The sequence below is a fragment of the Butyrivibrio sp. YAB3001 genome (assembly GCF_900112195.1).
In the GTDB taxonomy this organism is placed as follows: domain Bacteria; phylum Bacillota; class Clostridia; order Lachnospirales; family Lachnospiraceae; genus Butyrivibrio.
On the sequence record NZ_FOKR01000009.1, the window covers coordinates 1 to 22152 of the forward strand.

12 protein-coding genes, 1 pseudogene and 1 riboswitch are annotated in these 22152 nt (G+C 40.1%); of the genes and pseudogenes, 12 read left to right on the forward strand and 1 reads right to left on the reverse strand.

Annotated features, from left to right (window positions below; translation table 11 throughout):
* Positions 1 to 22 precede the first annotated feature (22 nt).
* Positions 23 to 109, reverse strand: a riboswitch (ZMP/ZTP riboswitch).
* Between the two features lie 195 nt (positions 110 to 304).
* The 3 genes from BM086_RS10645 to addA all read left to right on the forward strand — a co-directional run bounded on the left by BM086_RS10645 (position 305) and on the right by addA (position 10090).
* Complete coding sequence (locus BM086_RS10645) at positions 305 to 2446, forward strand: phosphodiesterase (RefSeq protein WP_092326146.1); 2142 nt, start codon at positions 305 to 307, stop codon at positions 2444 to 2446.
* Positions 2447 to 2455: 9 nt separating this feature from the next.
* The gene (locus BM086_RS10650) at positions 2456 to 6007 is read left to right on the forward strand and encodes a PD-(D/E)XK nuclease family protein (RefSeq protein ID WP_092326148.1); all 3552 of its coding nucleotides are present in this window, start codon (positions 2456 to 2458) and stop codon (positions 6005 to 6007) included.
* Positions 6008 to 6103: 96 nt separating this feature from the next.
* Complete coding sequence (addA, locus tag BM086_RS10655) at positions 6104 to 10090, forward strand: helicase-exonuclease AddAB subunit AddA (RefSeq protein ID WP_092326151.1); 3987 nt, start codon at positions 6104 to 6106, stop codon at positions 10088 to 10090.
* Positions 10091 to 10162: 72 nt separating this feature from the next.
* Here addA and BM086_RS21605 read toward each other — a convergent pair.
* Positions 10163 to 10279 (reverse strand): annotated as a pseudogene (locus BM086_RS21605) (Ig-like domain-containing protein); the annotation flags it as partial.
* 684 nt (positions 10280 to 10963) lie between these two features.
* On the opposite strand from BM086_RS21605, the gene BM086_RS20920 reads away from it, so the two are divergent.
* The 9 genes from BM086_RS20920 to BM086_RS10710 all read left to right on the forward strand — a co-directional run bounded on the left by BM086_RS20920 (position 10964) and on the right by BM086_RS10710 (position 22112).
* The gene (locus tag BM086_RS20920) at positions 10964 to 14962 is read left to right on the forward strand and encodes an endo-1,4-beta-xylanase (protein WP_175560215.1); all 3999 of its coding nucleotides are present in this window, start codon (positions 10964 to 10966) and stop codon (positions 14960 to 14962) included.
* Positions 14963 to 15278: 316 nt separating this feature from the next.
* Complete coding sequence (locus BM086_RS10675; protein ID WP_092326154.1) at positions 15279 to 15548, forward strand: hypothetical protein; 270 nt, start codon at positions 15279 to 15281, stop codon at positions 15546 to 15548.
* A 190-nt stretch (positions 15549 to 15738) separates the two neighbouring features.
* A complete protein-coding gene (gene infC, locus BM086_RS10680) occupies positions 15739 to 16266 on the forward strand; it encodes a translation initiation factor IF-3 (protein WP_242952177.1) in 528 nt (175 codons plus the stop codon).
* Between the two features lie 52 nt (positions 16267 to 16318).
* A complete protein-coding gene (gene rpmI / locus BM086_RS10685; RefSeq protein WP_092326160.1) occupies positions 16319 to 16519 on the forward strand; it encodes a 50S ribosomal protein L35 in 201 nt (66 codons plus the stop codon).
* 61 nt (positions 16520 to 16580) lie between these two features.
* Entirely contained in the window at positions 16581 to 16937 is a 357-nt protein-coding gene (rplT, locus tag BM086_RS10690) for a 50S ribosomal protein L20 (RefSeq protein ID WP_092326163.1), read from the forward strand.
* A 150-nt stretch (positions 16938 to 17087) separates the two neighbouring features.
* Positions 17088 to 18536, forward strand: a complete 1449-nt coding sequence (locus BM086_RS10695) for an aminoacyl-histidine dipeptidase (RefSeq protein WP_092326166.1) — start codon at positions 17088 to 17090, stop codon at positions 18534 to 18536.
* A complete protein-coding gene (locus tag BM086_RS10700; protein WP_175560216.1) occupies positions 18536 to 19120 on the forward strand; it encodes a TetR/AcrR family transcriptional regulator in 585 nt (194 codons plus the stop codon). The genes BM086_RS10695 and BM086_RS10700 overlap by 1 nt, the downstream gene beginning before the upstream one ends.
* Positions 19121 to 19163: 43 nt before the next feature.
* Entirely contained in the window at positions 19164 to 21617 is a 2454-nt protein-coding gene (locus tag BM086_RS10705; protein ID WP_092326172.1) for an alpha-galactosidase, read from the forward strand.
* Between the two features lie 180 nt (positions 21618 to 21797).
* The gene (locus BM086_RS10710; protein WP_092326175.1) at positions 21798 to 22112 is read left to right on the forward strand and encodes a DUF1858 domain-containing protein; all 315 of its coding nucleotides are present in this window, start codon (positions 21798 to 21800) and stop codon (positions 22110 to 22112) included.
* The last annotated feature ends 40 nt before the right edge of the window (positions 22113 to 22152 follow it).

Consider the following 22152-nt stretch of genomic DNA (forward strand, 5'->3'; position numbering starts at 1 on the left):
CGCCTGAGCAAACCACTGCTATAGCGGTTGCCCAGGCGGTCGACATTCAAATATTATTATCTGTACTCCCATGTGGTTACCCACTTATCCGCCAGTTGTACAGACACTTAAAACATACACTAATCTACATTTTTTTTCAAGAGGATAATTTAAATATCTAAAATAACGATAAATATATACGCAATAATGATTGTAAGCTACTTAATCATGTTATAATTAATGAGATTATGGAAGCGTGTTGCGCGGAATAATACGTAACATTACTTTTGAACGTTACATCCTACTACAACTAAAAGGATATTTCATGGAAGAGTTTAAGCAATCTTCAACTGAATATAAAGATGGATATGATGAGCTGACAGGGCTTATGAACCTAAGGGGCATTTTGCGCCATCTTCAGGAACAATATGAGGCTAAGGGATTAAAATATAATGTCATTCTCTATCTCAATGTCATGAATTTTAAAAGCTTCAACCAGCAGTATGGGTTCGCAGGTGGCAATGAATATCTAAAAGGGCTGTCACAGATTCTTCAGGATGTTTTTGCGGGCGAGCTCATCGCAAGAACAGGCGGAGATCAGTTTATTATTCTGTCACCTGATATGGAAGAAAGTAAGATCCTTAGTAATCTGGATCTTGTAAGGGAAAATGCGCGCAAGCTTGAGCGAAATCTAAAGATGCGCATAAAAGCCGGCATCTATCTTGCAAGCGGTGATGTACATGACCCTGTTGTTGCCGTGGATAGAGCAAAGATAGCCTGTGACGACATAATCAGAGTATACGATAAAGACAATAATTTTTATAATGATGAGCTGAAAAAGAAGAATGATCTAAGACAATATGTCATAGACAACTTTGAAAGTGCATTTAAGCAGAGATACTTTAAGGTTTATTACCAGAAGGAAGTGCGGGCGCTGACAGGAAAAGTGTGCGGATATGAGGCACTTTCAAGGTGGATCGATCCGATTTATGGAATGATCTCACCGGCTATTTTTGTTGAAGTATTAGAGGATGTGCATCTGGTACATAAACTTGACCTTTATATCATAGATCAAGTCTGTGCAGATATCAGACATGATATCGAATATGGACAGGCTGTCCTTCCGGTGTCTGTCAATCTTTCAAGACTTGATTTTGAACTATGCGATATAAGAAGTGAGATAGATAAATGCAGGGCCAAATATGATATCCCTGTGTATCTTTTAAATATAGAGATTACTGAGAGCGCCATTGCATCCGGTGAAGATTTCCTGGGTTTTCAGATAAAGAATTTCAGAGATGCAGGCTATCAGGTTTGGATGGATGATTTTGGAGCCGGTTACAGCTCACTTAATAACCTTAAGATTTATGATTTTGACGTACTTAAAATAGATATGAATTTCCTAAGGTCTTTTGAATCAAATAAAAGATCCATGGTCATTCTTGCGACTATAGTAAATATGGCAAAAGAACTTGGAATGCACACGTTAGCTGAAGGCGTTGAGACACAGGAACAGTATGACTTCTTAAAAAGAATAGGATGTGAAAAGCTTCAGGGATATCTTTTTGGAAAGCCAAAGCCATTGGAGGATTTTGTAAAACCTGATGATTTTTCTTTTGAAAATTGTGAGGACATAAAATATCAGCAGTATTTCAAGTGTATAGGTGACATAAATGTTCTTGGAAGTACGCCTCTTCGCGATAAAAACATGGAGGTATTCAACAATCTCCCTATCGCGATAGTTGAACTTGAGAATGATGATATCAGTTTTTTATATGCTAATAATGCCTATAATAATTTCCTTCATTCCGTTGCTATCAGTGGTATGAAAGAAGCTGCAGCCAGAGCGCATAGGATGGATATTCCCGAACAGAAGTCCTCTGTCGATGCTCTAAAGAACGCAGAAAAGAGCCCTGATAGTAGAAGCGAATCGGACATGATAATCAACGGAAATGTCGTAAACATGAAAGTTCGTTTTATTGTAAGAACAGGCGATAAGGCTGCATTTGCAATAGTTCCAAGAAATCTATCACTTTCAGGGGAAGAAAAAAAGCTTGCAGAGAATATTCAGGTTGCCATGGCGCATGTTTTTACCCAGTATTTCAGGGTGGATCTGTATGACGAGGATGGCACTGTTGTCAATATTTTCCTTAATTCAAGTCAGCTTCCAATTGCGGATAGGGAGGCAAACGCTGTTAAAGCTGTGCAGATGTATTCCAATATGTATCTTTATCCTGAGGACAGGGAGAGGTTCAGGAAATTTTATGATATTACCACTGTGAGAGACAGAGTTAAAAAGACAAATTCTGATTTTGTGGTTGACTATTATCATTCTGCGCTTCCTGGGGATAATGGCAGAATGCAGATGTACATGATACTTCCTTTCTATTATAATAACAGATGGAAGTTTATCTCGTGCTGCAGATATGCGGATGAGATAAATGATGAAATGAAATACGGGAAATAGGGAAAGATTATGCTAAGGTTTTGTTTGGGAGCATCCGGATCAGGGAAGAGCACACTTCTTTTTCAGAAGATAATCGACAGTAGTTTTAAGGAAAAAGATAAGGATTTCCTGATAATAGTTCCGGATCAGTTTACGATGCAGACGCAGAAGGATGTGGTAAAAATGCATCCTTCTCATGCGATAATGAATATTGATATATTGAGCTTTGGAAGACTTTCACACAGGATATTTGAGGAAGTTGGCCTTAGCTCTTTTTGTGTGCTTGATGATGTGGGAAAAAGCCTTATCTTAAGGCGAGTGGCAGATATATTAGGGGACAAACTCCCTGTTCTTGGTCCTAATATGCATAAGCCAGGATACATTGACGAAGTGAAATCCACCATTTCCGAATTTATGATGTACGGAATTTCGGATGATGAGCTTTCAATCCTTGAAGATAACAGTAAGGGAAGAGGCGCCCTAAACAGTAAGATCAAGGATTTAAGGCTTCTTTATCGTGAGTTTGATAACTATATCAAGGGAAAATATATCACAACCGAGGAAACTTTGGATATTCTCTGCAATTCTATAGGAAAGTCAAAGCTTATTAGTAATTCTGTGCTGGTATTTGACGGCTTTACAGGTTTTACGCCCATACAGTACAGAGTAATTGAAAAATTGTTGGAATACTCAAACGAAGTAATCGTATCTGTCACAATGGATACAAAGGAAAATCCATATTCAGGAGAATATGAGGAACAGGAACTCTTCATGCTGAGTAAGAAGACAATAAATGATCTTCTTAAGCTGGAACATAGAGTCGAGCAAAGACAGATGGAGAGCGTTGGGCGCATTCCAAACTTTCCTTTATGGGTAACTCTACGGGATAATTCTTTGGATTATCTAATATCAGATGAGCATGTAAAAAGACTATCATCTAATCCGGAACTTGCTTTTCTTGAAGAAAATCTTTTCAGATATAATTCAAAAAAATTTGAGGATGAAGTTAAAAAAATAGAGATCTATGAGGCATCAACACCTGAGGTGGAAGTAAGACAGACCATGATAAAGATTGCTGATGCCATCAGAAATAACGGCTATGCTTACCGGGATATAGCCATTGTTTGTGGTACGCTAAACGAGTATTCGGGGATAATAGATAAAACTGCAGAAAAGTTTGGAATACCTGTTTATATCGATGAAAATCAGGAACTTATGCTAAATCCATTTATCGAATACATCACAAGTGCGCTTAATATCGCTATTTCAGGGTATAAGTACGAAGATGTATTTCATTATATGCGAAGCGGAATGAGTTCTTTTTCTGAAGAAGATACAGATCTTTTGGAAAATTATGTCAGAGCTCTCGGAATCAAGGGAAGAAAGCAGTGGGATGACAGATTTTCAAGAAGGATGCCCAAGCATTTCAAGTCAAAGAAAAAAGAAGATGATTTCCGTGATATTGAGATAATGGAAAGACTTGAGAAAATGCGTATGGCCATAAGTCAGGGGCTTTCTCCATTATTTGAGATTAAAAAGGGAACCGCTTTAGATATTACTGAGGCGCTTTTGCAAGTAATCGAGCAGGATGATTGCAAGGGAAAGCTTGATTCATTCAGGGATCTCTTTTTGCAGAATGGTAATCGCAAGAAGGCAAAAGAATTTGAACAGGTCTATGACAAGGTAATGGCGCTTCTTGAACAGATAAAGACCATAATAGGAAGTGATGAAGTAAGCCTTGCGGAATACCGTGATATTCTTATGGCGGGATTTGGCGAGATAGAAGTAGGAACGATTCCCCAGGATGTTGACAGGGTTATAGTGGGTGATATTGAGAGAACAAGGCTTAAAGAGATAAAACTCTTATTTTTCCTTGGAGTAGTGGATGGTGCAATTCCTTCTAATTCCGGGACCGGCGGAATCCTGTCTGACATAGACAGGCAGTTTTTAGTGGATTTAAATACAGGTGTTGAGCTTGCGCCAACGCCAAGACAGCAGATGTATATCCAAAGGCTTTATCTTTACATGAATCTTACAAAGCCTACAGATAAGCTGTTTTTATCATATTCGGAGCTGGGAAATGATGGCAAGTCCAAGAAGCCTGCCTATCTTGTTCCTAAGCTTTTGAAGATGTTTCCAAAGCTTATTGTTTCAAGACCTGAAGACGGAGATTTTGAAAGTCAGAATATATGTCCCAAGGATAGCTATGGGAATGCGGCTGAACTTGTAAGAAGATATGCTCTTGGGCATATGAGTGAAAAAGAAAAAGAAAATCTTTTTGCTCTTATGAATGTCCTTAAAGATTATGATGTCCATGGGTCTGAACAGAATTCTATGCTTGAGAAACTGACAGATGCAGCCTTTACTCATTATGAAAACAGGCCTCTGGCCAAGCTTGTGGCGCTTTCTTTATATGGAGCTAATCTGGAAAACAGTGTGAGCAGACTGGAACTTTTTGCTTCCTGCTGCTATGCCCATTTTGTAAAATATGGTTTAAGACTTCAGGAACGTGAAGAATATGATTTTGACAGGTCTGACCTTGGAAATGTTTTCCATGAAGTCCTTGAAAAGTACACATCAGAGATGATGGATAAAAATCTTGACTGGCGTACTATTTCTGAAAAAGATTCAGAGGAAATGCTTCAGAGGGCGCTTACAGCCTGCGTCGATAAATATGGCGAGACCGTTCTTAGAAGTAGCGTGCGCAATCAGTTTATGATAGACAGAATTCACAGGATTTTGTTAAGAACCGTTTCTGTGCTTAAGTATCAGCTTTCCAAGGGCAGATTTAATCCTGCTTTTGTAGAGATGGATTTTAGAGAGACCGGAAATATTGATGATATAAACGTAACCCTGACAGAGGCGGAAGAGGGACACATTAAGGAACAGATGGCGCTCCACGGCAGGATTGACAGAGTTGACTTATACGAAGATGATTCACATGTTTATGTAAAGGTCATCGATTTTAAGTCGGGAAAGAAGAAATTCAGCATAGCCTCTTTATATTATGGCATTCAGCTGCAGCTTGTTATGTACATGAATGTCGCGCTTGCTTCACAAAAAAAGATATCTTCCGGAAAAGACGTTATACCGGCGGCAATACTTTATTATCATGTTGATGATCCTATTACAGAGGGAAAAGCTGATATGGAGCCGGCTGATATAAATCAGAAGGTTATTGAGGAACTTAAGACAACGGGCCTTGTGAATGAAAATGCAGACATTATCCAGATGCTTGATGAGGGACTTAGCTCCAAATCAGATGTAATTCCTGTTGCTATCAACAAAAACGGAAGTCTTGCTGCATCTTCACAGACAGTTTCCTACAAGGATTACAATGCAATAACTGATTATGTGGGAAAGAAGATAAAAGAATACGGAAAGCGTATTTTGAACGGAGATATTGCGGTCAATCCATATGAGCAGGGAGAAAGGTCGTCATGCACATACTGTGAATACAGGGCAATCTGTGGTTATGATGAGAAAATACCGGGCTTTTCCATGAGAAAACTTGAATTAAATGACAAAGATGCGTTGGAAGCTATACGCTCAGAATTTGAGGGAAAAGAGGATAAAACATGAGATTTTGCAGCTGAGCATTAGTTTCATGATTTTGAGAGATATTTGTCAGATAAGATGATTACAGAATTATAAAATTTGAGTACAGGATGGTAAGAAATGGGAGTCTCTTTTACAGAAGAACAGCAGGCGGTAATAGACGCAAGGGACTGTAATATATTGGTATCAGCAGCAGCCGGTTCGGGAAAAACGGCAGTGCTTGTTGAAAGAATCATACAGATGATCATGGGCGGAGTTGATATTGATCATCTTTTGGTAGTTACTTTTACCAAGGCAGCAGCGCTTCAGATGAAGGAAAAGATAACCCTGGCAATACAGGAAAGTCTTAGCAGGGATCCGATGAATAAGCATCTCCAGAGGCAGGAGACGCTTATTCACAATGCGCAGATTACTACGATAGATTCTTTTTGCCAATATGTTCTTAAGAATAACTTCAATACTATTGGAGTGGACCCGGCATTTCATGTGGGAGATGACGGGGAACTAAGGCTTTTACAGGATGAAGTCATGCAGGATATGCTGGAGGAAGAGTATGGAAAGGCCTCCGAGGGGCAAAATGAGGACTTTTTATACTGCATGGAATACTTTGCAACCGGAAGTGATGACAGGAAGGTAGAAAGCTATATTTCTCAGCTTTACAAATTTTCCATGAGTATGCCCTGGCCTGAGGACTGGATAATGGAAAGGGCGGGGGATTACGACATCGAGGGCAAGGACTTTGAAAGTCTGCCCTTTGTTGAAAACTGCTTAAAGATGACGAGGATGAAAATCTCAGAACATCTGGACAGATTAAATGTTGCTGAAAAGGTGTGCTGTGAGAGCGATGGCCCTTACATGTACGGAGAAACTCTGGAAAAAGATATTGAGAGCGTTTCTGCGCTACTTAAATGTAAAAAATATGATGACTATTTTGATGCTTTAAGAACTGTTTCTTTTGGCAAACTTCCAATCAAAAAGGACGATTCTGTAAGCCCTGATAAAAGAACTTACGTGCAGGGAATCAGAAAAAAAGTAAAAGAGGGAATTGATAAACTTGCAGAATCCTATTTTGCTCTGCCTTCTGAGACTGTATGTGCTCAAATGGCGTTATGCGACAGAGCAGTGAAGGAATTGTGCAGACTTACCCTACGCTATAAACAGCTTTTTGATGAGAAAAAACGTGACAGGCAGTTTATTGATTTCAATGACATGGAGCATTTTGCCCTTCAGATACTGGTAAATCATCCTGATGCGGAACAGACCATTGGGAAGAGCTGTCAGGAAATAATAGATATGTGCACTCCTTCCACCGTTGCCCTTGAGTACAGGGATTTTTATAAGGAAGTGCTTATTGATGAGTATCAGGACAGTAACAATGTACAGGAACTTATTTTGAAGTCTATTTCAGGAGAGATTCCGGATAAATCTGAGCGATTTATGGTTGGAGATGTCAAGCAGAGTATCTATAAGTTCAGACTGGCAAGGCCTGAGATTTTTATGGAAAAGCTTCATACCTATGACAAGACAAAGGGAGCAAAGAATCACAGAATCGACCTTCATAAGAATTTCAGAAGCCGCAAGGAAGTGCTTGAAGCTACCAACTATATCTTTGAAAAGATAATGAAGACGGATCTTGGAAGCGTTGAATATGACGAGGATGCAAGGCTTGTGCCGGGCGCGTCCTACGATGAGCCTAAGATGGATGTCACGCCTGAACTTATCATGTTTGAGAGTGACAGCGAAAGCGAAGCCCTTTCTGATTATGATGCAAAAGAAAAAGAAGCACTGGTGGTGGCAGAGAAAATTCATGCCCTTATGGATGAAAACCACGACCTTAAGTTTAAGGATATTGTTATCCTGCTGCGGTCAGTATCCGGATTTGATGATATTTTCAAAAGAATACTGGATGAGCAGGGAATTCCTGCATATATAGAGTCAAAAAGCGGCTACTTTAATGCATGGGAAGTTGCGGTGATGCTTGACTTTTTGACAGTTATAGATAATCCCAGTCAGGATATTCCGCTTACAAGCGTTATGCATTCCTGCATAGGCGGCTTTGACGATGAGGAACTGGCAAGACTCAGGATAATGACAGACGAAGTGGCAGATGAATGCCTTATCGATTCTTTTTATTATGGTCTAAAAAAGCTTTTGGAAAAGAAAAAAGACAGTGATGAGACATTGGATAAGCTTGCGAAATTTATAGATATGGTGGAAATGCTGAGAAAAGAATCAGTGTATACGCCTGTCCATGAAGTGCTGCAGAGAATATTGGATATTACAGGTTTTGATACCTATTGCCTTGCAATGCCTTCCGGTAATCAGAGAAAAGCTAACCTTGATCAGCTTTTGCAGAGAGCGCAGTCTTTTGAAAAAACAAGTTTTAAAGGTCTTTTTCATTTTGTGAGATACATCGAGAACATGAAACTTGTTCAGGTGGACTATGGAGAAGCCGGAATTATAGATGAAAATGCGGATGTTGTCCGTATTATGAGTATACATAAGAGTAAGGGACTTGAGTTTCCTGTTGTTTTTGTCTCAGGTCTTTCCAAGAAATTTAATAAAAGAGATATAACGGGTGACCTTATAGCTGACATGGATTTTGGCGTGGGTGTAAAGTGCATTGATACAAATCTTCGCGTGAAATATGACACCTTAAAAAGACTTATGATTGCAGATAAGATGGACACAGACACACTTGGTGAGGAACTTCGTGTCCTTTATGTTGCGCTTACAAGACCAAAAGAGAAACTTATCCTTACTGCATCAGTAAAGAAAATGAGAGATTTTGTTACATCGACACTAAAGACAATCCCTGTTCTTGCTTCATCAAACGGCGTGCTTCCGTACTCCACAAGAGCCGGAGCAACAAGCTATTTGGACCTTGTGTTGCCATCACTTATCAGGCACCCCGGCGTTAAAGAAATGCTTAACCAGCTTGAAATATCTGATGCCGATTATACGCCATATGTCGATAAACGTGAGGATATTCCTGCATTTTCTTTTACTGCGCTAAGTGATGAAAAGATAGTTTCCGCCATGCTGAAAAGAGAAGCACTTACCATTAACAGAAAGAGCGAGTTCATGGAAAAGTCACTTTCTTTTGATGATGAACTTGCGGGGAGACTCAGAGCTAAGTTTGAGAGCAAATATGCCTATGATTATCTGAAAGGTCTTTTTACAAAGACTACTGTTACGGAACTTAAGAAGCATAAGCTCGAAGAAGCAGGAGAGGTCTTTGGAACGGCAGCAGATTATGCGGATGATAATGAAACGCAGTTTTCTGAGGAAATTGAATTTTCAGATGCTATTGAAGATATGTTTGGAGAAGCTATCGGGAATGTGGATGTATCGGAAGAAAGGTCTTTAGGGAAAGAAGAAACGACAGCTGATAGGAAATATGAGATAGATACTGCTGATGGCGTAGATGGGAAAACGGAGAAAGCAACAGCCGGTGCAGAGAAGAAAAAGAAACTCACCGGTGCTGAGCGTGGTACAGCCTACCATAGAATAATGGAAATTCTTGACGATAGAATTTATGGCGATGAAAAGCTGATGCAGGAAGCACTTTCCTTGGCTGAGCAAATGAAGAAAGAAAAGCAGGAAGAACTTAAAACCAAAATTGGCACTGGCAAAAAAGCACCTCTTGACGCAGTTTCCAAGAGAGTATACGGATGGCTCTATGAGAAGGTCCGTGAAGGCTTTATTTCTGATGATTACAGAGCCTGCATGTGGCCAAAGGATGTCACGACATTTCTTTCTACTAAGCTGGGGCAGAGAATGGGCGCCGCTTTCAGATCAGGACAGCTTATGAGAGAAAAGCCCTTCATGATGGGAGTTCCTGCAAGCGAGCTCGACCCAAAGTTCCCACAGGAAGAAATGGTCCTTATTCAGGGAATTATCGATGCCTGGTTCATAGAAGATGGCGAGATAGTCCTTTTGGACTACAAGACCGACAAAGTTAAAGAAAGTCAGGAACTTATCGACCGCTATAAAATCCAGCTTGACCTCTACAAGCAGGCTCTTGAGCGCACCACAAATATGAAAGTTAAGGAAGTATTCATCTATTCATTTGCGCTTGGGGAAGTGATTGAACTGGCGGTTTAAAATTGCATAGTGAACATAAAGAAGAACGGGACAAAGAATAATTTTGTCCCGTTCTGATATGTTACGCAAAATTTATTTTACTGTTATAACGCAGGTTGCAATCTGGCCACTTGCGGTTTTTGCTTTGATTGTGGTCTTTCCTTTTTTCAAAGCTGTTACTTTTCCGCTGGCTGATACTTTGGCAATACCTGGTTTGCTGCTGCTCTAGATGAACATCTGGGCGGGGCCCTTCATTATGTCAATAATAAGTGTTTTTTCGAAGTTCAGAGGTGTGTTTTTCAGGCATTTTCATAGACAGCCCGGACCAAAGGTATCCGATTGGAAATGTGCAGTTCTCGGACGAGCAGGATGATTTACAAAACGAGAAATCTAAGGAAGGTCGACTGTTTCGAACAGCGCTGAGAGGAGACCTTCCTTAGATTTAGAGTTTTAGTAAATCACCGCGCAGACGAGGGATATGCACTATGCTCGAAAATACCTCGCTTAGTGCATCCCCATGGCTCGTACTAGTCTCGAAAATACCTCGACAAGTACTCTGCTCAAACACAAACATTTCCAAACAGATACCTTGGGCTGGGCGTATGACAACATATTGCTGTCTAGGTACTGTGAAAAATACACAAATAAACTGCTGTTAATAACGCTTACAAAAGGCAACATACCGAAAATATTAAAAATTCCCTTAACAAATTCTTAAAAAATAGTGAAAAAAGTTACAAAAATAGCAATTTAAGCAAAAGAGGCAGCAATACATGAGAAGTACGATATTGCAATAATTGCTAAAATGAACTTGCTCGAGCAAAAAACTAGAAAAATGCGGCAAATTTGACCACTTATTTTTGCTGCGGCTTAAAATGGAGAAAGGAATCGGATATGAAAAAACGTGTAGCGTTGGCACTATGTCTGATGCTGTTCGGGGGAGCAGTCATTGGAAGCAGTACTACTGTATCTGCAGCTAGTGTCGTGAGCGGAAGTTATGTCAAGGCAGACAATGAGAACAATCCGCTTGTGACACAGAACTATGGTGCGGACCCTGGGGTTATGGTCTACGATGGAACAGTTTATATCTACACCACTAACGATACTCAGGAGTTTGCGGGGAATAATGAGAATACTTATGGGAAGATAACTACTCTTAACTGTTATTCTTCCACAGACATGGTCAACTGGACAGACCATGGCAGCTACAAGATTGCAGGCAGAGATGGGGCAGCTAAATGGGCGAACAACTCATGGGCACCATGTATCACCAGCAAGAAAATTAACGGCAAAGACAAGTTCTTTTTATATTTCGCAAATAATGGCGGCGGAATCGGAGTGCTCACTTCAGATTCACCAACAGGTCCATGGACGGATCCTATTGGAAAAGCTCTTATTACAGGAAGTACACCGGGATGCAGCGGCGTAGTGTGGATGTTTGACCCTGCAGTTCTGGTAGATTCGGATGGAACCGGATATCTTTATTTTGGTGGCGGAATTCCAAGCGGACAGGCAGCTCATCCTAAGACAGCAAGAGTTATCAAGCTTGGCGCAGATATGATAAGCACATCAGGCTCAGCTGCAACAATTGATGCTCCTTATCTTTTCGAGGATTCCGGAATCAATAAGATTGGAAATACATATTATTACTCATATTGCTCAAACTGGAACTGTGCTAATGGTTTTAACAACGCAGCAATCGAGTATATGACAAGTTCAAGCCCTATGGGACCATTTACATACGCAGGCGAGATCATGAAGAATCCGGGCGTATTCTTTAGCGGTTCTACAGGAAATAACCATCACAGTATCTTTGAGTTCAATGGAAGCTACTACATGGCTTATCACACAAGAAGCGTTGAATCTAAGGTTATCGGACGGAGCCTTGGTTACAGAACAACTCAGATTGATAAGCTTAATGTATCAAATGGCAAGATTAACTCACTTACACCTTCAATGTCAGGCGTTTCACAGACTTCTTATGTAAATCCTTATGAAGCTGTACAGGCTGAGACAATGTTTACTCAGAGTGGCATTGGAGTTTCAGGCAATGGCGACGGTGTGGCATGGGTTAACCAGATTTCAAATGGTGATTACACAAAGGTTAAAGGAGTTAATTTCTCAAAGGGACTTGGCTCTATAACTGTAAATGTAAACAGCAGAGGCGCAGGCACTATTCAGGTTAGAGAGAACAGCCCAAGTGGAAATCTTCTTGGAACAATCAACCTTTCTAACACAAATGGCAGCAATGCGAACTTTACCGGTGAGATGAAGAATGTTTCCGGTGTAAAGAATATCTGCTTTGTATTCAATGGAAGCTTCGAGTTTGATTACTGGCAGGCAGCAGCTCCGGGTGAGACTGCAGGTCAGGGCCAGGGCGGAGAAGCAGCAGGCGGCAATCAGGGTCAGGCACAGACAAACCAGAATGATAATAAGGTTGAGTGCGAGACCATGACAAAGAGTGGTCAGTACGCAGGCACTATCAGTAATCCGTTCAATGGCGTAGCTCTTTATGCTAATAACGACAGCGTAAGCTTTGAACAGTATTTTGCTTATGATACACACAATGTTACTCTTCGCGGTTGCTCAAATAATAGAAACATGGCAAAAGTAGATCTTAAGATCGGCGGCGAGAAAAAGGGAACATTCTATTTTGGCGATGAATATCCTGCAGAGTACACTATAGAAAATGTTACTCACAAGACCGGCGCTCAGACGGTAGAACTTGTAGTATCAGCTGACGATGGAACATGGGATGCATATCTCGATTACCTAACATGGGATAATGGCCAGGGTTCTTCTCAGGGCAATACAGGCAGCCAGGGCGGAAATCAGAGTGGCAATCAGGGCGGTTCTTCTCAGGGACAGGTTGTAGAGGCTAACCTTCTTAATACCTATGGCGCTCAGTTCGGATATTCAGGAACATGTATCAACCTCTATCAGCTTAGGGATTCAAGCCAGCTTAATATCCTTAAGCAGCACTACAACTCAATAACACTTGAGAACGAGATGAAGCCGGATGCGCTTCTTGGCAGTTCAGCTAAACTTATCACTGTAGCTGAAGCTAAGAACAGAGGATATTACATTCCTTCTAATTACAGTGAAGCTTATGTGCCACAGATCAACTTCAACACAGTTGATGAAGTAATGAAGATCTGTTATGAGAATGGTCTTCGTATGAGGGCTCATACACTTGTATGGCATTCACAGACACCAAGCTGGTTCTTTAGAAACGGATTCTCAGGAAATGGCGGATTTGTAAATTCTTCTACAATGGATGCCCGTCTTGAGATGTATGTAAAGACAGTTATGAACCATGTATATTCAAATCAGTACGGAAGCGTTGTTTATGCATGGGATGTTGCAAATGAAATTCTTCACGCACAGAATTCAGGATGGGAAGCAGTTTACGGAAGCAACAAGACTAACGCTTCTTATGTAAAGAAAGCGTTCAACTTTGCTTATGAGACACTTGAGTACTTTAAGCTCACTGACTCAGTTAAACTCTTCTACAATGATTACAACACATACATGGAAGTTAATGGTGTAATCACACTTGTAAATTACATTAACCAGGGCAAGAAGGTTTGCGCAGGTGTTGGTATGCAGTCACACCTTGGAACAAATTATCCTTCAACAGATTATTATCTTCAGGCGCTTAATTCCTTCCTTAAGGCAGGATTTGAGGTTCAGATAACAGAGCTTGATATCACAAATAAAGGCGACAGTGATATGGCAAACTATGCTTACAACCTCTTTAAGGGTATTAACGCAGCTAAGAAGAACGGCGGCAAGATTACAGGTATTACATGGTGGGGACTTTCAGATCAGACAACATGGATCAACAATTCAGCTCCACTTCTTTTCTCAAAACCTGGTCAGCCTAAGCAGGCATATAATAAGGTGATTCAGGCATATACAGAAACATTTGGACAGCCAACATCAGGCAGTGGATCAAACACACCTGAGATCAATCCAAATCCTGATCCACAGACAGATCCTGAACCAACACCTGAGCCTACACCTGTTGTAAATGAGAACAGCACAGCACGCATTGAGGATGGCTGGTACTATATCAAGGGCGTAGCATCTCAGAAATATCTTACAGTTTCAGGCAATAAGGCAGATGGATGGAACAGTGTTGTTATCAGCTCCGGTACAGGAGTGGACGGCCAGAAGTGGTATGTGACAAATGTATCTGATGGCTATATCACACTTACAAGCAAACTTGGCGACATAATGCTCGACGTTGCTAATGGAGAGAATGAAGACGGAACTGACGTAGGAACATATCAGGGATATGGAGGAACAGCTCAGCAGTTTATTGTTAAGAATACTGAGAATTCAGGTATCTATACAATAGGAACAAAGGCATCTGATGCTACCAAATATCTTGACTGCTATGAAAAGAAGACTGATGATGGAACTAATGTATGCCAGTGGAAGTACAATGGCAATGCAAATCAGCAGTGGCAGTTTGAAAAGGTAGAGGAGCAGAGCCAGACTGAAGATCCACAGCCAGAGCCTACACCGGAACCAGATCCAGAACCAACACCAGATCCTACACCGGATCCGGAACCTGCACCAGAACCACAGCCTTCAGCTGACGGAATGGCACTTGATTATTCAATCAATAGCTGGGGCTCAGGATATCAGGTTAGCCTTAAGGTTAGCAACAATACAGGTGACGCTGTAAGCACATGGAAACTTAAGCTTTCAAAGAATCAGGTCAACATTGATTCCTGCTGGAATGCAAATGTAGTTGAGGATGGCGATTCTTACGTTTTGACACCTGTAGACTGGAATGCAAATATCGCAGATGGACAGAGCATTGAATTTGGCTTCATCGGCGTTGGTCAGGTAGGAAATACAATCGATTATTCGTTTGAATGATTATTAGGATATTATATAAGAACCGGTAGATGAATTCTTACATCTGCCGGTTCTTTTTTTGAAATGGAAGTTCTGGTAAAAGATGTTTAAATATGGATGCAAAGTGCTATTTTACAGCTATTTACTGTTGGATAGATACGCTGATACAGAGTGAAATTTTCTTGCGGATTTTAACTTTTTTTTGTAATAAAGATACTTGTTGACATGATTATTTGTGCCGTGTATAATTCGGAACTGTTCGGGAAAACGAATGAAAACAATTCGTTTGAAAATGTTGATACTAGTAGAGTAGATGTAAAATATGGAGGAAACTACAGTGAGAAGAAACAAAGAATCTTTTACTATTAACAGAATTGCAATCGTTGGTGGAATTATACTTGCTTTTGGTATATTTGCCGGAATCAATATTAATATATCACACAAGAACGCAGCTCTGGATGTTGTTACTGATTCAAACAGCTACACTACTTATCTCAATGGCGAAGAAGTTCACCCATTCTGGGAAGCTAACATCCTTGCTTCAGATTGGGTATCAGTTGATTCAGACAAAAAAGAAGTTCATCTTACAGAGTTTGTAGAATTTTAAAAATATTGCTTGACACGTTAAAATGAAATGTGTTAGTGTAATATAGTATTTGAAAACAAAGCAGAGTATCCACTCTCACCCTGCGGCGCAGCTGGCAGGCGTTAATATCTTCTAAATGCTATTTTGATTAAGAAGCGTTTTATTATGATTATTATGTGGATATGACTGCGGTTGTATCCACTTTTTTATTATTTCGGAGGGCAAAGCCATTAGCGAATTATTTATTAACGATCAGATCAGGGCTAAAGAAGTACGAGTTATTGGTATTGATGGGGAGCAGCTTGGAGTTATGCCGATTCAGGATGCAAGGAAGATTGCTGATGATGAGGGTGTAGATCTTGTTATGATTGCTCCAAATGCTAAACCACCTGTTTGCAGAGTTGTTGATTATGGCAAGTTTAAGTATGAACAGCTTCGCAAAGAGAAGGAAGCTAAGAAGAAGCAGAAGACGGTTGAAATCAAAGAAATCAGACTTTCACCTAATATTGATACTAACGATCTGAACACAAAGGTAAATGCTGCCAGAAAATTCCTTGAGAAAGGAAACCGCGTTAAGGTAACACTTCGTTTCCGCGGACGTGAGATGGCTCATATGGGAGCCAGCGTGCATATTCTGACAGATTTTGCAGAGGCACTTAAGGATATAGCTGTTATTGAGAAACAGCCTAAGGTTGAAGGACGTAGTATGACCATGTTCCTTACAGAAAAGAAAAATTGATTTTTACCATTTTTGGTTTAAATATTTTTTAAAACATAGGAGGATTTTAGTTATGCAGCAAAAGATGAAAACAAAGAGAGCTGCTGCCAAGAGATTTAAGGTAACAGGCACAGGAAAGCTCATGAGAAGCAAAGCGTATAAGCGCCACATCTTAACAAAGAAGTCAACAAAGAGAAAGAGAAATCTTAGACATGCTGGTCTTGTTGATGCTACAAACGTTAAGACAATGAAGAGCATTCTTCCTTACGCTTAAGCATTAGACTTAGCGAGGCAGTTGATTTTTTAGTTATTAGAATTTTAGGAGGATATTTAAGATGGCAAGAGTTAAAGGCGCATTAAATGCCAAGAAGAAGCACAATAGAGTATTAAAGCTTGCAAAGGGCTACAGAGGAGCTAGATCTAAGCAGTACAGAGTTGCTAAGCAGTCAGTTATGAGAGCACTTACATCAGCATTCGCTGGTCGTAAGCAGAGAAAGAGAGATATGAGATCTCTTTGGATCACACGTATCAATGCAGCTGCAAGAATCAACGGACTTTCTTACAGCAACATGATGCATGGTCTTAAGCTTGCTGGTGTTGATATCAACAGAAAGATGCTTGCAGAGCTTGCAGTTAACGATCCTGAAGGATTCAAGACACTTGCAGAACTTGCAAAGACAAAAATTGCTTAATTAAGAAATTAATCTAAGAATATTAGCGGAAACTATTATTGTAAAAATAGTTTTTATAAGATAAAATGTAGAGGTATCGATTATTCGATACCTCTATTTTTGATTGTTCTTAAACTTTTTAATGTGATTTATATATATGGAGGTAATAACATGGCTGCATTAGATACACTTGAACCAAAGGAAGTATTTCATTTTTTTGAGGAGTTGTGCAATATCCCTCATGGATCAGGAAATGTTCAGAAGATAAGCGATTACCTGGTTTCTTTTGCTAAGGAAAGAAATCTTGAAGTAACTCAGGATGCTGAACTGAATGTAATAATCAAAGCTCCCGGTAGTGAAGGATATGAAGACAAAGAACCTGTTATCCTGCAGGGACATATGGATATGGTGGCAGTTAAGGATGATACCACTGACAAGGATATGGTGACAGAAGGTCTTGATGTTACCACCGATGGAGAATATGTGTGGGCTAAGGGTACCAGCCTTGGTGGAGATGACGGAATAGCAGTGGCATATTGTCTTGCGCTTCTTGATTCTAAGGATATTCCTCATCCACCTCTTGAAATTGTAATAACAACCAATGAAGAAACAGGTATGTTTGGCGCAGCAGCTATTGACCTCTCCGGCCTTAAGGGACGCAGGATGATCAATATTGATAATGAAAAAGAAGGCGAATTTATAACTAGCTGTGCAGGCGGTGCCAGGGTTTATTCAAAGCTTTCTCTGGAAAAAGAAAAGGTTAAAGGAATTAAGTGTTCTGTAGCAGTTTCAGGTCTTTTTGGCGGACATTCAGGAGAAATGATAAAGCTCGGAAGAGGAAATGCCAATATTATTATTGGAAGAGTTCTTTTAAATATAATGAAGAACTTTGAGATAAGACTTGTTAGCATTGTTGGCGGCGTTGCTGATAACGCAATACCATCAGGCGCAAATGCTTCTTTTGTAACTGATTCAGCAAATATAGCTGCAATAAAGAAAATTGTGGCAGATACTCTTTCAGAGATAAAGGGCGAATTGGAGAATAAAGACGACAATGTTGATATTTCTTTTACCTGTGATGAAGAAGAAAAAGAGTTTGATTCATTCAAGGTAGATGATACAAAGAAACTTCTTAAGATGATCAGCGTAATGCCTGATGGGGTACAGGCTATGAGCGCTACTGTGGAAGGACTGGTAGAGACTTCACTTAATCTGGGAATTGTTAAAACAGAAGGAAACTTCGTGACTTTGGAGCAGTCTGTAAGAAGTAGTGTGGAATCATCAAAGAAGGTGCTTATTAATAAGCTTTTGACCATCGGCGAAGTATTTGGTGCAGAGGTGACAGTAAGCGGTGAGTATCCGGGGTGGAAGTTCAGACAGCACTCCGAGCTTAGGAATCACATGGTGGAAGTATATAAAGCTCTTTATGGAAAAGAGCCAAAGCTCATGGCTATCCATGCGGGACTTGAGTGTGGACTTTTAAGTGAGAAGATTGAGAATCTTGACTGCATTTCAATTGGACCTGATATGCAGGATATTCACTCTGCCAAGGAAAAACTTGCTGTAGAGTCTACAAAAAATGTATGGGAGTATTTAAAGGCGGTATTAAAGGGGACTTGATGTCAGACAAGGAGGGATTACATTTGGAAGAAACAAGGCAAATGATCATGGATGCCGTGATCAATCAGTTTAACCAAAAGGGGATGAAGTTTACCATGGATGATATTTCCAAGGAACTTCATATCAGCAAGAAGACTATTTATAAAGAGTTTAATGATAAGGATGAGCTCTTTTTTGCCACTGTAGATTATGGTTTTTCAGCTATCAAAAAGAAAGAGGCAGAGATAGTTTCGGATGATTCTCTGGATCTTGTGGATAAGATATCCAAATTAATAGTATGTCTTCCTGATAATTACAAGAATATTGATTTCAGGAGAGTATATCAGTTAAAAGAAAAATATCCCAAGGTTTACATGAAGGTGGCTGAGAGGATAGAGAGCGACTGGGGAGAAACTGAGAAGCTTCTTAACAAGGCTATTGAAAAAGGCGTGATAAAGAATGTGCCGGTTCCTCTTATTAAGCTTATGGTAGAGGGTGCAATTGAAAAATTCTTAAGTTCAGAGGAGTTTTCAAGGACAGATCTTAGTTATGAAGAATCATTAAATAAGATGATTGACATTATTATCAATGGCCTTAAGATATGAATAATATAAGGTTGCTTATGCAGTGAAATTTGGAGGGTATAGCATGATTTTTGCAGATGGAAGTGTATTTCTTTTACAGACAAGAAATACATCATATCTATTTAGGAAAACAAAATCAGGACATTTGGAGCATATTCATTTTGGAGGTTCAATAGTTTCTGCTGAGGATTACGAGAAGGCTGTTATTTCAGGAAATGCTGTAGATGCCTTTAAGAGTGGAAAAGAGGGATTGTATCAGCTTACGGCAGCTCTTTCTCCAAAGCATGTATTTGGCGGCGGAAACATGAATGTCTATTCTGATGAGCACAGTGATGTATTCTTGGAAATGCTTGGACTTGAGATGTCCTCTTTTGGCAAAGGTGATATAAGAGAGCCATTCGTAGAGTTAACATATGCTGACGGTTCATCTACAGTTGATTTTTTATATGATAGTTTTGAAATATCTGATGGGAAAAAAGCTTTAGAGACATTGCCATCCTCTTATGATGATGGCTCTTTAAATAGCGACTGTGTTGTAAATTCTGCAAGCGGAGAAAAATGCAGCGACAAGGCGCAGCAGCTCTTTATAACACTAAAAGATAAAGGCTATGGGGCTAAGCTTACTCTTATATATACAGTTTTTCCTGATTGCGATGTGATAACAAGAAGCGCTGTCTTATGCAATGAAAGTGATAACAACATTGTGATAGACAGGCTTATGAGTACTCAGATAGATTTTGATACTCCAAGACTTAAAATGATATCATTTCATGGAAGATGGGCTGATGAGATGGGCAAGCATGAATCAGTCTGCACAGGCGGCAAGGTTGTTTGTGAGGAACTTGCGGCTGGAGAGTCCGGAAGCAGATCCAATCCTTTTGTTATAGTAAGTGATATTTCTGCCGATGATGATCATGGCGATTGCTATGGCTTTAATCTTGTATATAGCGGCAATCATTATGAGGCACTGTCTTCAAATGCTAAGAATATAAGCAGATTTGTTACAGGTATCCAGCCTGTAGGCTTTGACTGGCTTCTTGCCCCGGGCGAGAGGTTTGAAGCTCCTGAGGCAGTTATGACATTCTCTGCCAAAGGCATGAATGCAATGAGCATCAATATGCATAATTTTGTGAGAAAGCATATTGTAAGAGGAAGCTTTAGGGACAAGGTAAGACCTATTCTTATTAACAGCTGGGAGGCTGCGTACTTTAATTTTACGCAAGGTTCTCTTTTATCTCTTGCAAAAGAAGCTAAGAAGTGCGGCATAGAGCTTTTTGTAATGGATGATGGCTGGTTTGGTCAAAGGAATGACGATAAGACTTCTCTTGGTGACTGGTATGAAAACAAGAAAAAGCTTCCCGGAGGAATCAAGGAACTTGCAGATAAGATAAATGCACTGGGAATGATGTTTGGAATATGGGTTGAACCGGAAATGGTCAATGAGGAGAGCGATTTGTATAGAGCTCATCCTGATTGGGCTGTAAGTGTTCCGGGACATGACCACTCAAAGGGCCGTAACCAGATGAATCTTGACCTTACCATGAAAGAAGTTCAGGATTATGTCATTGAATCCATGAAAAAGGTCTTTTCTGCTGGAAATGTTGAATATGTAAAGTGGGATATGAACAGAATATTCTCAGACAGATATTCAAAAAAACTTTCGGCTGACAGGCAGGGAGAATTCCAGCACAGATATTATCTTGGACTGTACAGAATCATGAAGGAACTCACAGAGAGCTTTCCTGATATTCTTTTCGAGGGATGTTCAGCAGGCGGAAACAGATTTGACTTAGGAATCCTTAGTTATTTCCCTCAGATATGGGGAAGTGATGATACGGATGCATTTTGCAGACTTGATATTCAGCGCGGTTACAGCTATGGCTATCCGGCAAGCTGCGTGGGAGCACATGTTTCGGCGTGCCCAAATCATCAGACTCTTAATAATGTTCCGCTTGAGACAAGATTTGAGATAGCTTGTCCTGGATGCTTTGGATATGAGCTTAATCTGTGTGAGATGTCTGACGGAGATAAAAAAGTTGTTGCTGATCAGGTAGAGTTTTACAAAAAGTGGAGAGAAGTTTTCCAGTTTGGTAATTATTACAGACTTCCTGACTATGGTTACATGATCGTAAGCCAGGACAAAAAGAAGGCGGTTGCTTTTGCAGTAGAAAAGGGTAGCAGACCAAATAATGATTACAGGAAGATTAAGTGCGTGGGACTTGATGACAGCAAGGTGTATAAGATTGCAAACAGAGTCGTACCGCTTAGTTTAAAAGAGTTTGGAAGTCTGGTAAATGCAGTTGCACCTGTTCATGTAAAGCAGGATGGCATTATTCATAATATCATGGATAAGGTTGTTCACATGAATGGCGAACAGCAAACTGAGATTTCCACAGGCGCTGCTTTAAATAACCATGGTTTTGCTCTGAATGCAAGCTTTGCAGGTACGGGCTACAATGAGAATGTGCGCATCATGCGAACCGGGGATACAAGGTTATATATGATGGAGGAAGTGTGAGATTATCATTCGCAGTTTAAGAGATACACTTCTAGCACCGGCAACGCTCTGTTAGAATTTATGGGGCGAATCCGGTGCCTATGATTTTTGACTTGCATAAGTATTATGAATGAGTTAAAATCATTTTGCACAATTTGTTTTTGGATGAGTTTTTAGCATATCCATAGAAAAGGTGATAAAATGGGAGCATTAAGAGATTTATTCTTTGGTAATGATACTGAAAGCGAGGAAAAAGATATGAGTAATGAAGAAATCAAGGCTGAGGCAGCCGCTGAAAATAAAGAGGGAAACATCATAACTGCAGATATGCTTGTAGGTGATATTATTGCAAAGCATCCTCTTGCAGCGCAGTTCCTTATGGAGTGCGGAATGGGCTGTATTTATTGTCCTGCATCTCAGATGGAATCTTTGTCAGAGGCTTGTGCTGTACATGGTATAGATGGCGAAGAAATCACAGATGCGCTCAATGATTATCTGCTTGAGCATAACGCATAATTGGTGAGTGCTACTATAATGTAACTGTCAGTTAAATCTG